The organism is Actinomycetota bacterium (assembly GCA_030019255.1).
In the GTDB taxonomy this organism is placed as follows: Bacteria; Actinomycetota; Geothermincolia; order Geothermincolales; family RBG-13-55-18; genus Solincola_A.
The window spans coordinates 22,674-36,771 of record JASEFK010000001.1; the positions used below are offsets into that span (position 1 = coordinate 22,674).

Sequence of the window (14,098 nt, forward strand, 5' to 3'; positions counted from 1 at the left end):
TCCTCGAACGGCGGGGGCGGGAGTAAAGTCCATTCTCGCCCCCGCCCTGATGTTTAAGAAAACCCATGATAAATTGCGGAGTTCCTGGGAGGAGGGAGAACTTCATGCCGGTCATAGACGCTCATGCCCACCTGGAATTGCCCATCCCCGGGGTCACGCCAGATCCTGAGCGTGAAAAGATGCCTAGGCTCTTAATCAGGAATTACGAGTGGTTGAGATTCCATAATCCCTTATGGAAAGGAGAGCCCCCGGAATACGCTCGTATCCTTTTAGCACTAGAAAACCAGCTCCGCCTGTCCATGGGCTGCCGGGAAAACCTCCTACGCTATATGGAGAAAAATGGTATCGAAAAGAGCGTAGTCCACCCCGTGGCGCCGTTTGTCACCGGAGATGTCTATTTAGAGCTCTGTCGGGGTGAACCCAGGCTCATTCCTTTCGCAAGCGTCCACCCCTCCTCGGAGGACTGGGAGAAAGACCTGCACCTGCAAATGAAAGGAGGATGCCGGGGGCTCAAGATTCACCCCATACTCCAGCGCATTGCTCCCGAAGACCCGTTCTACTTTAATCTCCTGGAAGCCTTCCGTCCTTACGGAAAGCCGGTGATGGCCCATACCGGCGAGTTCGATTATTACGTCGTAAAAGATGGTTATTCTGCCTTTGGAAACACCTTGCGTCTGGAAAAGCTGATCGCCGTTTTTCCTGATATTCCTTTCATCCTCGGTCACATGGGTTTATATTATCCGGAGAAAGCTATCTGGTTGGCGCAACGTTACCAAAACGTCTACCTGGAAACCTCTTTTCAGCCCCTCAAGGTGGTGAGAGAGGCCCTTAGAGTGGCCGGGCACGATAGAGTGATGTTCGGTTCCGACTGGCCGGAAAGCGACTCCAAGTATGCGCTGAGGATTGCGCGCAGAGCGGCAGGGAAGAATGAGATTCTACGGAACAAGTTGACGGGCAGGAACATCATGGCGCTGTTGGAATAGGGAGTCAAGAAAGGCGAGAAAAGCGAAAGGCACGGATACCTGCAACACGAGTGAGGGCTTGCCGGGTAGAGCGGAGGGAACAGGGAGGCACCTCTGGTGTATTTCGGCTGGTCTTGTGGTTCCATGGGTGATTTCCTGAATAACGGCCGTATAAAACGGCGGGTACGTCAGTGACCCCTGTCAAGCGATAACAGGCTACCTATCGGGCTCATCGTGTTGTCACCCTCCTGGATTTGGGATAATATTTCTTCACGAAACGCAGGGAAAGGAAAGAGAACGCAACGGAGGAGATCATGGGCATCATAGAGGAGGCGCTGGCCCGGGGGCAGAGGGCCCTTTCCGAATACCAGGCCAAGAAGTTCCTCGCCGAGCACGGCATCCCGGTAACCAGGGAGGAACTGGTCCTGGGCGAGGAGGAAGCCCTGAAGGCCGCGGAGATGATCGGGTATCCCGTGGTGCTCAAGGCCTGCGGCCCCGACATCACCCACAAGACGGAGCGCAACCTGGTGCAAGTGGGGCTGGACGGGCCGGAGGAGGTCAAGAGGGCCTACAGGGAGATCATCGAGAACCTGGGCGACGACCATTACGACGGGGTACTGGTCCAGGAAATGATCAAGGGGGAGAGGGAGCTGGTGGTCGGCCTGGTTCGGGACCCCCAGTTCGGGCCCTGCGTCATGTTCGGCCTAGGGGGCATATTCACCGAGGTGCTCAAGGACACCTCCTTCCGGGTGGCTCCCATCGAGAAATACGACGCCCTCCAGATGATGGAGGAGATAAAGGCCAAGGCCATACTGGGGCCCTTCCGGGGCAAGGAGCCCGCGGACCGCGATCTCCTGGCCAGGATACTGATCGCCGTCGGGGACATCGGGTTGAAGTACGAGGCGGTCAGGGAGATGGACATGAACCCGGTGATCCTGGACGGCCCGCGCCCGGTGGTGGTGGACGCCCTGGTGGTCCTGGGCGACGGATCGGGTAAGTGAAAAGCCCCTTTCGAGCCGAACCTAGATGTTCATGCCCAAGTCCAGTATGGGTATGAAGATAAGGATATGTGCTGGAAGCCCGGCACTTCCAGCGCGGCGAAGATCCTTGAATTTTCTACAATTTGCCATTGCATTCGCACCATAAGGGACACCGGTGCAGTGAAATCATACCGGATTTCTCCACGGGGTGTCTTTGCCAGGGGCCGAACGGTCTACCCGGGTATGGTGAACCGGAAGACGGATCCTCCTCCCTCCCTGGGTTCGTGCCATATCCTTCCGCCGTGGCGCTCCACGATCTCCCGGGCGATGTAGAGCCCCATCCCCACGCCCGGCTTGGAATGGAAGCGGGGCTTCTCCACCTGGTAGAAGCGGTCGAAAACCCGGGCCCTTTCCTTCTCCGGGATACCGGCCCCACGGTCCCTGACCGAAAAGAGATATCCTTCCCGGTCCCTTTCCGCCTCCACCACCACCTCCGACCCCGGAGGGGAGAACTTGAAGGCGTTGTCCAGCAGGATGAACATCACCTCCAGGAAGCGGTCCGGGTCCAGGCGGCAGGCCCCCAGCTCTCCCTTCGCCCGCAGGGTGACCTTGCGATCCATGATCCCCACCTCGGCCACCGCCCGGTGCAGGAGGGGGAGTACCTCCGTCTCCCGGCACTCGAGCTCCAGCTGGCCGCGCTCGATGCGGGAGACATCCAGCAAGTTTTCCACCAGGCGCACCAGGCGGATGGATCCCTCGTCGATGGCGGTGAGCATCTCCATCTCCTCCCCTCCGCCCCTCCCCTTGAGGCGTTCCCGGAGGGTGAGGGCATAGCCCCGGATGATGGTCACCGGGTGGCGCAGCTCGTGGGAGGCCACGTCGATGAAGCCCTTGAGGCCCTCCTCTCGGGAGAGGCGCTCCTCCTCCACGGCCAGGGTTCGGGCCAGGGTGGCGAAGGTCTCCAGGTCCTCGGTGTTCAGTTCATGAACCCGTTGCCAGTAGACGGAGAGGACCCCCTTGACCATATCGCCCACGATCACGGGGAGGCCGGCGAAACAGCGGTAACCATGGGCCACGGCCAGTGGGTCCCTCCCCGGGACCACCTCCTCTTTATCCCCTTTTATGATAAGGGGTCCGGCGTCCTCCCCGCGCAGCAACGGGTGCCCGGCGAATACCTCCAGGTCATCGAGCAAAAGGAAGCCCTCCTCGCCGGGAAAGGTAGTGAGGAGGGCCAGTTTTTCTCCCTCCCGGCGGGCGTAGGCCGCCGCCTCTCCCTCCAGGATGTCCCGGCAGGCCTGGACGATTATCTCCATGTTGGAGAGGAAATCGGCCCCCAGGGAGAGGAACATCCGGTTCAGGCGGTTCACGCGTCGCTGGGTCAGCGTCTGCTGGGTGACATCCCGGCAGTTTATCACCACGCCCCCCACGTAGGGGTCGTCCAGGAGGTTCACCCCCGAGCTCTCCACGATGCGCCAGTTCCCCTCCGGGTCGCGCCAGCGGTGGATGACGCGATTTACCTGGCCGGGGTGTCGGATGCCATTCCGGAAAGCCTGGGTGACCTGCGGAAGGTCCTCCCGGTGCATGAACTCGAAGACGGTTTTTCCCAACAGCTCCTCCGGCTTCCACCCCAGCACCCGCTCCGTGGAGGGACTGGCGTACACGTGACGGCCCTCGGCGTCGAGCACGGTGACGGCGTCGAAGGCGTTCTCAATCAGGCGATGGAAGTACCTCTCGCGCCGGAGCAGTTCCCCCTCGGCGGCCCGTCTTTCGGTGATGTCCTCCATGGCCAGGAGGATGAGCTGGGTGCGTTCATCCTCCCGGTAGAGGCGGCGTGCGTTGAGGAGCATGACCTTCCTGCCGATGCGGGGAAAGTCGTGCTCCACCGCGTAATCCTCGAAGCTGGTGTTCCGGGGGACGATCTCCTCCAGGAGCTCCCTCAGGGCGGGGATGTCCCACTGTCGGTTCCCCAGTTCGTAGATCGGTTTTCCCTCCGTCTCCTCCGGGGTCACGCGGAAGGTGCGGTAGAAGGACCGGTTGGCGGCCACCATCCGGAGGTCGACGTCCAACACCAGGAGGGGTTCCCGCACCGTGTCCACTACCGCCTTGGAGAAGGCGCGCGCTTCCTCCATCTGCAGGATGGACCGCTTCCGCTCTCCCAGGTGCTGGAAGTGGTGTTCGAGAACAAAGGAAGGGGCCATGTTCTCCAGGAACTCACCGGGTGGGAGGTAATAGATGTTGTCGAACATCTCCCGGTCGATGATCACCTGGGGGTGAGTGCGCAGCAGGTCCAGCTGCAGTTCGGGAGGGAAGCGGCGGCGGTCGTACTGGCAGAGGAAGATGCAGTTTCCACCCTCTGGAAGCCGGTTTATCTCCGCCTCGTATTCCGCCAGGCCCTCCCATCCCGGGGGCCGGTCCAGGGCCCAGGACATGTGGGTGAGCACGCGCAGGGTGGGCCACCCCTCCCGCAAAGCGCGCTGGGCTTCCTCGTTCCAGGCGGCGAGGACGGCACGGGGGAAGAAATCTCCAGCGGGGATGAAGAAACGGAGGGGGTCATAGATAAGGAACTGTCCGCGTGCGGCGGCGTTGGCGGGGTCCAGGCCGGAACGTGCGAGGAGTTCCCGCACCTCTTTCCCCCGGGATCCATTTCCCACGTATACCACCTTCTCCCCCTGCTCCAGCCCGGTTCGGATATAATCGCAGGCCACCTCAAGCCTCTGCTCCTCGGTGGATAAGAGGTGGCAGATGTGCCTGCCGTGTGACACTCTCCTCAGTTCGGGAATGAGATCCATCCTTTCCATGGAGACAAAGGATACCGCACTCCTTTGCCTTTCCGTCACGAGAGGAGATTCCTGGAAGTTCAAGGACCACCCGGTCTCCCCCGGGTTCCCCCGCGCATCCTCTGGAGGGTGATGCAGGAGTGACCTGTTGAACATATCACCAGCGGGGACGTTTCGCAATGATGCGTTTCGGGCCGGGGGTGACCGTTGGGTAAACCACCGGAACCAGCGCGGCGGAGGTCATGTCCCCTTCGCAAAGACGATGTAGGCAGTGCACAGCGATACCTACGGTCCTTGCCTTGCCCGTGGAAACCTTCGAGAGCGTGTGTTAAGGCTGTTCGCCTCCACCGGGACAACGCGGGAAGGGCGACGCGATGCGCTTCAGCCCGGTGGTTACGGCGGGGCGGTCCCCGAGGCAAGTATCGCAACCCCAGGACCACGGGGTGGAAGGAGGCACCACACCGGCCGGCGTGCGGGAGTCTCCGCTTCGCGCCTATCGCCCGATGATGTAGCGGTTGGGGTCCACCTCCTCGCGGAGCAGGCGGAGCTCCTCCTCGGTGGGCTCCGGCGTCTCCACCACCTCCGGGGCCTTGAGGAGCTCGAACCCGGTGTTGGCCTGCACGTCCTCGAAGGTGTACCCCTTGTGGATGGATTCCACCCGCATGCGCTTGGTCTCCGGGTCGTAGCCCATGACCGCCATGTTGGTGATCACCTTGTAGGGGCCGGTGTTCGCCGGGAGCCCGGCCCGCTCCCGGGCTCCCGGCCCGTCCAGGTAACCGGGGGTGGTGATGAAGTCCACCCTCTCCACGAAGCGGCGGGTATCCTGGGGGGTGATGACCATTATCCTCCAGGCCAGGGACCCGAAGTCGTTGGCCCCGCCCGAGCCGGGGAAGCGCACCTTGGGCTTCTCCCAATCCCCGATGACCGTGGAGTTGAGGTTCCCGTACATGTCGATCTGGGCCCCGCCCAGGAAGCAGTAGTCCACCATGCCGCGCTGGATGGTCTCCATGACCTCGCACATGCCGCTGGCCATCACCGCCTTGTAGAAGGTGCGGGAGTCCCCCACCGAGATGGGCATGGTGGGCAGGAGCGGGGCCACGCCCCCGGCCTCGAAGATGATCACCAGGTTGGGGGCGTGGGCCTTCTGGGCCAGCATGGCCGCAGCGCAGGGGGCGCCGGTGCCCACGGCCACCGCCTTGCCGTCCTCCAGGTTGCGGGCGGCGGCGCAGATCATCATCTCCATGGTGTTATAATCCGCCATTCCCATCACCCCCTCCCTCCCAGGTCGATGAGGTGTTCCACGGCGCGCAGCTGGTTGATGCGCTCCAGGCCGCCGCAGAGCTCCAGGTACTGGTTGAAGTCGCGGGTCTTGTAGATGTACTTGTCCAGAAATTTTTTGAACTCCTCGGGATCCTTCTCCACCGTCAGCCACAGCCGCAGATGATCCTCGTCGGAGAAGTATTCATAGGGCATGTTGCCGGGGTAGCTCCCGAAGGGGACCTCGCAGACCGCGTCCACCAGGTAGTAGGGGATGACCGTGGCCGTGGGGTCGGAACGGATTTCCTCGTTGGGGATGAGCCTCTCGGTGGTGATGATCAGCCGCTTGGAGGCCCGGGCCAGCTCCAGGTCGGCGATGGAGATGCCCTTGATGCGCGCGTTCCCGTAGATGTCCGCCTCGTGGACGTGGATGGCGGAGACGTCCGGCCAGAGGGCAGGGTAGAGCACGTACTGCTCCCCGGTGAAGGGGCACTTTACTATCTTGGCCGCGCTGCGCTTGAAGGTGTCCGTGCCCATGAGGTTGCGCGCCGGCAGGAAGGAAACCCCCATGGCCGCCGCCTTCAGCCGGCAGGCCATGGCGTAGTTGGTCCACTCGCAGCATTCCACCTTCCCGCTTTCCATGTAGCGCCGGGCGTTGGGAGAGAGCCCGCGCGCCTCCAGGCCGATGATGTAGGCGATGTCGCAGCGATTGAACACCTCGCCGGCTGCCAGTATCTGGAAATCATGGGTGGAGGTGTGGCCGGCGAAGATGAGGTTTTTCTTGCGCTGGCGCACTATCTCGTGGCACACGGCGGTGGGGATGCGGTTGGCGCCGAAACCGCCTATGGCCAGGTAGTCGCCGTCGTGGACGAACTTGCCTACCGCCTCGCTGACGGTCATGACCTTGCTAACCATGGCCCGGTTCTTGGTGCGGAAGAACTCGCGGGCCTTGTCGGCGTCGGGATCCATGAACAGGGGTCCCTCGCCTTGGGCAACCACTTCGAACATTTTTCCTTCCCTCCCTTTACGAATCGGGCTGCGGCTCGCCGAATCGAATCGATATGTAGAATAACATCAAGCTCCTGCATGTGCAATCTGTTAAGTGGTACTTGCTATTCCGGTAACCCTGGTGTATCCTCGGGTCGAAGGCTTGACAGGGTTAGGAATTTCGTAAAGATATTATTACTGCGACGAGCCACGCTCGCGGCATAACTTCGTAAACCTCATCACGGCACCTCACGCAACATCATCGGGCGACGCGGTCCCGTTTTTTCCGTCGAGCGTTCCGGCTTTCCGCGAAGGAGGAGGGAGCGAGATGAGCGAAATCGTCTGGAGGCCCTACGGGGACTATATCGAGAAGGCCAACATCACCCGCTTCATGCGCAAGCACGGCATCTCCGACTACCAGGAACTCCTGAGGAGGTCCTGCGAGGAGCTGGAGTGGTTCTGGGACGCCATCATGGAGGACCTGGACATCCGCTGGTACAAGCCCTACGAGAAGGTCCTGGACGACTCGCGGGGCATCCAGTGGTGCAGGTGGTACCTGGGGGGGAAGACCAACATTGTCCTGAACTGCCTGGACAAGCACATGGAGACCCCGGTTAAAAACAAGCTGGCCTTCATCTGGGAGGGGGACGACGGGGCCATCCGCCGCTACACCTACGGGGACGTCTACCGCGAGACCTGCAAGATGGCCTGCGCCCTGCGCAACCTCAAGGTGGGCAAGGGGGACACGGTGGGCATCTACATGCCCATGAGCCCCCAGATCGTCTTCTCCCTCCTGGCCTGTTTGAAGATCGGGGCCATCCCCATCCCCATCTTCTCCGGCTTCGGCCCCGCCCCGGTGGCGGCGCGCCTCCGGGACGCCGAGGCCAAGGTGCTCATCACCGCCGACGGTTCCTTCCGGCGGGGCAAGGTCTTCCCCATCAAGGAGAACGCGGACGAGGCCGTGGGCCAGGTCCCCAGCATCAACCACGTGGTGGTCTACCGCCGGGCGGGGATCGACATCCCCTGGCACGCCACCCGGGACATCTGGATGGACCAGCTGATGTGGTGCCTCCCCGAGGACTGCCCCACGGAAGAGGTGGATTCCGAGGACTACGCCATGATCATCTACACCTCGGGCACCACCGGAAAACCCAAGGGGTCGGTGCACACCCACGGGGGCTGCCTGGCCCAGATGTGCAAGGAAGTGGGCTACTACTTCGACGTCAAGCAGGAGGACGTCTTCTTCTGGCTCACGGACATCGGCTGGATGATGGGGCCCTGGATGATCATTGGGGTCATGAACTTCGGGGGCACCTTCCTCATCTTCGAGGGGGTTCCCGACTACCCGGAGCCGGACCGGTTGTGGGACCTGGTGGAGCGGCACGCCGTCACCATCTTCGGCATCTCCCCCACCGCCATCCGCATGCTCATGCGCTTCGGGGAGGCCTGGGTGGAAAAGCACGACCTCTCCAGCCTGCGCATCCTGGGCTCCACCGGGGAGCCCTGGGACCCGGAGTCCTGGACGTGGTACTTCGAGAAGGTGGGAAAGGGGAAGCTCCCCATCATCAACATCTCCGGGGGGACGGAGATCGTGGGCTGCTTCCTCTCCCCTCTACCCATCACCGACCTCAAGCCCGTCACCCTGCGGGGACCGGGACTAGGCATGTGCATAGACGTCTTCAACGACGAGGGGAAGCCGGTGCGGGGGGAGAAGGGACACCTAGTGGCCCTGAAACCGGCCCCCTCCATGACCCGGGGCTTCTGGCGCGACCCCGACCGCTATATCGAGACCTACTGGTCCCGCTGGCCCAACGTCTGGTACCACGGGGACTGGGCATCGGTGGACGAGGACGGGTTCTGGTTCCTGCACGGCCGCTCCGACAACACCATCAAGGTCTCCGGGAGGCGAACCGGCCCGGCGGAGATCGAGGCCGCTCTCATGGAGCACGAGGCGGTCTCCGAGGCGGCGGCCATAGGCGTCCCCCACGAGATCAAGGGGGAGGCAGTGGTCTGCTTCGTGGTCCTGCGCCCGGACTACAAGCCATCCACCGAGCTCGCCGAGGCCATCAAGGACAAGGCCGCGGAGTACCTGGGCAAGGTGGGCCGCCCCGACGAGGTCCACTTCGTGACCGCCCTCCCTAAGACCCGTTCCGCCAAGATCGTCCGCCGCCTGATCAAGGCCAAGTACCTGGGTGAGGAGCTGGGCGACATGTCCTCGGTGGAGAACCCGCAGGCGCTGGATGAAATCCCCCAAAAAAGGTAAGGCCTTGAAATTGGATGCCTTGGTGGATAGGTAGCCTCCCCCGGGCCGTCCTCGCCGGCTTTCCGGCAGGCGCTCGGCCCGTGTGTGTATCTGCCCGTTACGGTTCTTCGGGCCGTGAGGATCCAGAGCGCGACTTCCGGCCTATTCCCGTATCCGCGAGCATGCATGGATGGCAGAGCTTGGAAATCTGGTGTCAAAAACTGTATTATGTGAACGCAGAAAAACCGGAACGCCGTTTTCCTGCCAGGTTGCCGAAAAGAGGTGAGTGATTCCCGGATACGACCAGGCTCTATCGCGCCGTCGATGCCGGCAGCCCCGCGTGACGCGGTGGAAAGTGCCGAATTTCCTCTACCCAGTTTCCCAGAGTGGCCATGAATGTTCGGCAACGGAAAAACCCTGGAGGTAAGGCGTTGGCCGCGTGCACTCCCTGCCGTCTTCAATACCTGGTAATCATTTCCTGATACCTGACAGGAAAAACTCGATACGAAAGAGCGATTGGAAGAATCAGGGAGGAGGGAGCGGAGGTCATGGACAGATACGACGCGGTGGTGATTGGCGCAGGGGTGGGGGGACTTTCGGCGGCGATCCTCTTAGCCAAGGAGGGCATGAAGGTCCTGGTGGTGGAGAAAGAGGACCGGGTGGGCGGTCGCGCCCTTTCCCTTCGCGGGGAGGAGCTGCGGGAAAGGGGGACCGCCTGGTACCGGCGTCTCCTCGCCGGGCAATACTGCTGGCTGGCGGAAGCGCGTCCCGGCCTGGAGGAGATGGCCTCATCAGGCACTCTTGACGGGTACGTGCTGGACCTGGGATACCACGGGGTCAGCGTGGCCGGGGAGGGGTATTTCGCTGTCCTGCGCGACCTCATCGGGGGTTACGGCTCGCGGCCGGTGACCATCAGGCCCTTCCTCACCGGGTCCTGGATGGACGGCAAGTTCTACCGGGAACCCCCCTTGAGCGAAAGCACCAGAGTGGATGAGAAGATCCAGGCCGAACTGGACCGGCTGGGCAAAAACTACCTGGATTTCTTCGGCAAGCTCCTGGCCTACTCCCCCGAGGAGCTCGAACAGCTGGACCGGGTCTCCCTGCACGAACACCTGGTGAACCTGGGCTTCGCCGAAAGCCCGGTTCTCTACGATTACTTCCGGTGCATAGGCACCCTTATCACCACCATAAACGATCCCCACGACATATCCGTCGGGGACATCCTGCGTTATTCCGCCCAGGTCCTGGCCCCCACCATCCTCAAGGGCGGGGAGGTGTACGTGGGGGGTTTCACCGAGGGCGGGGTGATGGCCTGGTCGGAGGCGATGGCCGGAAGGCTGCGCGATTTCGGCGGAGAGCTCCTCCTGGAAAGCGAGGTCCGGAGGATAGAGATGGACGGAAACGCCGTCCGCGGTGTTCTCTTAAGGAAGGACGGCGAGGAAATGTTCGTTTCCGCTCCCCGGGTGATATTCAACCCGCCGGTGCAGGAGCTCTTCCGCTTCGCGGAGGAGGAAGTCTTCCCCCGCGAATTCGCCCGACGCGTGAAGTCCCTCTACGGTTATGGAAGCGTCAATCCCTACATCGGGCTTTCCGACCTCCCGGTGCCCGAGGAGCACGCCCGCCGGCTGATGAAGACCCCCTGCGTGGTGTCCCGTTCCAAGGGCTTCAGCTGGGACGTGTACATGGCCTGGAACATCCAGTCCTATATCGAGCCCACCTGCGCTCCCGAGGGGAAGCATCTCTTCACCGCATACCTTCCCCTTACCGAGGAAGAATCCCGCAACCGGGAACTGGTGATGAAGGTGGTGCGTGCGGTTCCCGATTTCCTGGAGGGGATCTACCCCGGCTTCAAGGAATGCGTGGACTGGGAGCTGTACACGGTATGCACCCGCCTGGAGGGGGTGGCCAAGAGCGTCACCCAGGCGGGAAGCCTCAAGCCGGACGTGGAGGTCCCCGGGGTGGAGGGGCTCTACCTGGCCGGGGACACGGCGCGGGGCTACGGGGTGGCTATGGATTGTGCCTGCTCCAGCGGCATCCTTTGTGCCCAGGCCATAACCGGGAAGGACTACGGGATAAAGTGAGCGGCCGGGGTTAATGGTCTCGCTCGCTGAGACGCTCGCTCCTACCAAACCCCGGCCTTTAAGGGAGATCATAAGATCCCGGCACTACTTTGTCCGGTAAAGCCATGCCTGGAGCCTCGCTTGCTGCGACCAGCTATCTGCTTTCATGGAGTGCTGGTCGGGATAAGGAAAGGGAACCCGCTCAAGGCGAAGGGTAAGGATGCCGGGGCCGCTGAGCTGCCGGAAAGGACTACGGGATAAAGCAAAGGGCCCGCGATGCGGGCCCCCTTCTTCCGGTGGGAGTGATTTCTTAGATCTCCGGGCCGCCCTTCAGGCCCAGTATCTGACGGGCTTCATCCGGGGTGGCCGGCTCGCGGTCGGCCAGCTCCACGATCTTCACCGCCTTCTCGACCTGCTCCCAGGAGCCCTGGGCCAGGACACCCTTACGGATGTTGATGTTATCCTCCAGGCCCACGCGGATGTGGCCTCCCTCCACGGCGGCGATGAAGGCCCCGCGGAACTGGGCCGGGCCCACCCCGCAGGTGCTCCAGGTGGCGTCATCGGGGATGAGGTCCATGAAGCGCTTGAAGTTGGCCAGATCCAGCCAGCAGCCGCCCAGCACTCCCCAGACGAACTGGTAGTGGAGGGGCTCCACGAAGATGCCCTGGTTGCGGACGAAGAGGGTGTTGTAGACGCCGCCCAGGTCGTAGACCTCAAGCTCCGGCTTGGTGCCGCATTCCTTCATGGTTTTGGCGAAATCAACGAGCATCTGGAAGGTGTTGGTAAACACCGTCTCGCCCAGTATCTGGTAATTCTTCCAGTCGCCCAGGGCGAAGTTCATGGAGTTGGTGTTCAGGGAGGCCATCTCCGGCTTGAGCTGCTTGACCACGTTGATGCGCTCCTCCGGCGTGGCCCCGATGCCGATGGCCGTGGAGAGGTTGATGATGATGGGGCACTTCTCGGTGATCCCCTTGACGATATCCCGCAGGATATCGATGCTGGAGGTGGGAAGCCCGGTCTCCGGGTCGCGGGCGTGGATGTGCACGATGGCCGCCCCCGCGTTGTAGCACTTGTAGGCCTCCTCCACGAACTCCTCCACGGTGTAAGGAACGGCCGGGTTTTGGGATTTCATGGTAGCGGCACCGGCCAGGGCCGCCGTGATGATGCATTTATCCGTGAGCGACATGGCAACACCTCCTGCTTTCCCTGCTGAAACACCGATTCACGCCGATGCTCCCCCTAGTCTTTCGGGAAGCAACATTAATACTAATACAAAAGGGCGAGTGAGGCAATTTAGTAATCTCCGCTTAATACTTATGTCCTGTTCCGGTCACGGTCGGGGGATAGGTTTCGGTATACAGGGAGGGGCCGATGTTTGATATGTTAGGAATGGCGGGAAGTACGCATGAGTGACGAGAGGAGCTCGAGTAGAGGGGTCGGGATGAGAAGGAGGGGCAGATGCAGGGCTATAATCCCGGGCAGATAAGGAAATACCTCAAGCAGCTCAGACAGAGGGAGCAGGAATACATCTACTACCTGGGTCGACTGGCCTACCAGGCGGGGGAAGAGGGCAGGCTGGAGGAAGGCCCCATGCTGGACGCCTACCGTACCCTCAAGGACATCCGGGAGCAGGCGGTCCGCTGGGAGGCCTACCTGGAGGGGCTGCGAGCGGCGAAGATGGCGCCCCCGGCGGCACGCTGTCCACGCTGCGGGAACTATCTCACTCCGGGAGCCGCGACCTGTCCATACTGCGGGCAGGCGACGGCCACGGGTTACCCAGCACCGGCCGGTGCCCCGGGCCCCGTGCCTCCGTCGGGAACGGTTCATCGCTCTACGGTGACCGCGGCTGCTCCTCCGGGCACTGTTACCGCCACGGTGAGGGAGGAGATGAGGACCCCGACCCCCCCTGCGGAGGAGCCCCCGGCGCGGACCGCGGGGGAAGCGGCGGAGAGGTGTCCCGGCTGCGGCAAGGTGCTGGAGCCGGACGCCAACTTCTGCGGGAGTTGTGGAAGAAGGGTGAGGCCTAAGCCGGAGGTCGCGGGAGCCGGGGAGGAGACTCCCGCGGAGCCCACACCGGCGACGGAGGTGGGAGAGACGACGGTAGAGAAACCGGAGGGAAAGGGAGCGCCGCCCGGAGCGACGGCAGCGGCCCCCTTCGGGGAAACGGAGTCCCGGCCCATGGACAAGGAGGAAGCGACGGTGACCGAACCCACGGGGAGCCTGCCATGCTCCGCTTGCGGGAAGCTGGTGGGCGATCCCGAAGCCAGGTTCTGTCCGGATTGCGGAGCGAGGTTGCGGGAATGATCCAGGTCTACACCGGAGACGGCAAGGGCAAGACCACCGCCGCCCTGGGGCAGGCCCTGCGGGCTCTGGGCCACGGGCAGAAGGTGTTCATGATCCAGTTCATGAAGGGACGGACCTACGGGGAGTTGCTGGCCTGCCAGAGGTGCCTTCCGGACCTGACCATCGTCATGTCCGGGAGGGACGAGTTCGTGAAGAAGGGCGCCCCGGAGGAGGTGGACCTGCGCATGGCTAGGGAAGGTTTCGAGCTGGCCAAGAAAGTCGCCCGGGAGGGAAAGCACCAAATGCTCATCCTGGACGAGATAAACGTGGCCATCGACTATGGACTTCTTCCCTTGCAGGAGGTGCTGGATTTCCTGCGCTCCTGCCCTCCCGATATGGAGGTGGTATGCACCGGCCGCTACGCGCCGCCTGAGCTCGTGGATATAGCCGACCTGGTGAGCGAGGTCCGCGAGGTGAAGCATCACTACCGGCGCGGGGTGCCCATGCGCAAGGGTATAGAATATTAAACGAGACCACGTGCTTCTTGTTG

10 protein-coding genes are annotated in these 14,098 nt (G+C 62.5%); 6 read left to right on the top strand and 4 right to left on the bottom strand.

Annotated features, from left to right (window positions below):
• Nucleotides 1-104 precede the first annotated feature (104 nt).
• The gene (locus QME84_00095) at nucleotides 105-983 is read left to right on the top strand and encodes an amidohydrolase family protein (GenBank protein MDI6872676.1); all 879 of its coding nucleotides are present in this window, start codon (nucleotides 105-107) and stop codon (nucleotides 981-983) included.
• A gap of 293 nt (nucleotides 984-1,276) precedes the next feature.
• Complete coding sequence (locus QME84_00100) at nucleotides 1,277-1,963, top strand: acetate--CoA ligase family protein (GenBank protein MDI6872677.1); 687 nt, start codon at nucleotides 1,277-1,279, stop codon at nucleotides 1,961-1,963.
• A 212-nt stretch (nucleotides 1,964-2,175) separates the two neighbouring features.
• Here the strand turns inward: QME84_00100 and QME84_00105 are convergent, their stop codons facing one another.
• The 3 genes from QME84_00105 to QME84_00115 all read right to left on the bottom strand — a co-directional run bounded on the left by QME84_00105 (nucleotide 2,176) and on the right by QME84_00115 (nucleotide 6,984).
• The gene (locus QME84_00105) at nucleotides 2,176-4,740 is read right to left on the bottom strand and encodes an MEDS domain-containing protein (protein MDI6872678.1); all 2,565 of its coding nucleotides are present in this window, start codon (nucleotides 4,738-4,740) and stop codon (nucleotides 2,176-2,178) included.
• 472 nt (nucleotides 4,741-5,212) lie between these two features.
• Nucleotides 5,213-5,980, bottom strand: a complete 768-nt coding sequence (locus QME84_00110; GenBank protein ID MDI6872679.1) for a CoA-transferase — start codon at nucleotides 5,978-5,980, stop codon at nucleotides 5,213-5,215.
• 5 nt (nucleotides 5,981-5,985) lie between these two features.
• Nucleotides 5,986-6,984, bottom strand: coding sequence for a CoA-transferase (locus QME84_00115; protein MDI6872680.1), 999 nt, complete (start codon nucleotides 6,982-6,984; stop codon nucleotides 5,986-5,988).
• Between the two features lie 307 nt (nucleotides 6,985-7,291).
• On the opposite strand from QME84_00115, the gene QME84_00120 reads away from it, so the two are divergent.
• Both QME84_00120 and QME84_00125 read left to right on the top strand, forming a co-directional pair.
• Nucleotides 7,292-9,226, top strand: coding sequence for an acetate--CoA ligase (locus tag QME84_00120; protein MDI6872681.1), 1,935 nt, complete (start codon nucleotides 7,292-7,294; stop codon nucleotides 9,224-9,226).
• Between the two features lie 527 nt (nucleotides 9,227-9,753).
• A complete protein-coding gene (locus QME84_00125) occupies nucleotides 9,754-11,286 on the top strand; it encodes an NAD(P)/FAD-dependent oxidoreductase (GenBank protein ID MDI6872682.1) in 1,533 nt (510 codons plus the stop codon).
• Between the two features lie 289 nt (nucleotides 11,287-11,575).
• Here QME84_00125 and QME84_00130 read toward each other — a convergent pair whose 3' ends face one another.
• The gene (locus tag QME84_00130) at nucleotides 11,576-12,451 is read right to left on the bottom strand and encodes a 3-keto-5-aminohexanoate cleavage protein (protein ID MDI6872683.1); all 876 of its coding nucleotides are present in this window, start codon (nucleotides 12,449-12,451) and stop codon (nucleotides 11,576-11,578) included.
• Nucleotides 12,452-12,723: 272 nt separating this feature from the next.
• On the opposite strand from QME84_00130, the gene QME84_00135 reads away from it, so the two are divergent.
• A complete protein-coding gene (locus QME84_00135) occupies nucleotides 12,724-13,569 on the top strand; it encodes a zinc ribbon domain-containing protein (protein ID MDI6872684.1) in 846 nt (281 codons plus the stop codon).
• Nucleotides 13,566-14,075, top strand: coding sequence for a cob(I)yrinic acid a,c-diamide adenosyltransferase (locus tag QME84_00140; GenBank protein ID MDI6872685.1), 510 nt, complete (start codon nucleotides 13,566-13,568; stop codon nucleotides 14,073-14,075). Before QME84_00135 ends, QME84_00140 begins: the two co-directional genes overlap by 4 nt.
• Nucleotides 14,076-14,098: the final 23 nt, after the last annotated feature.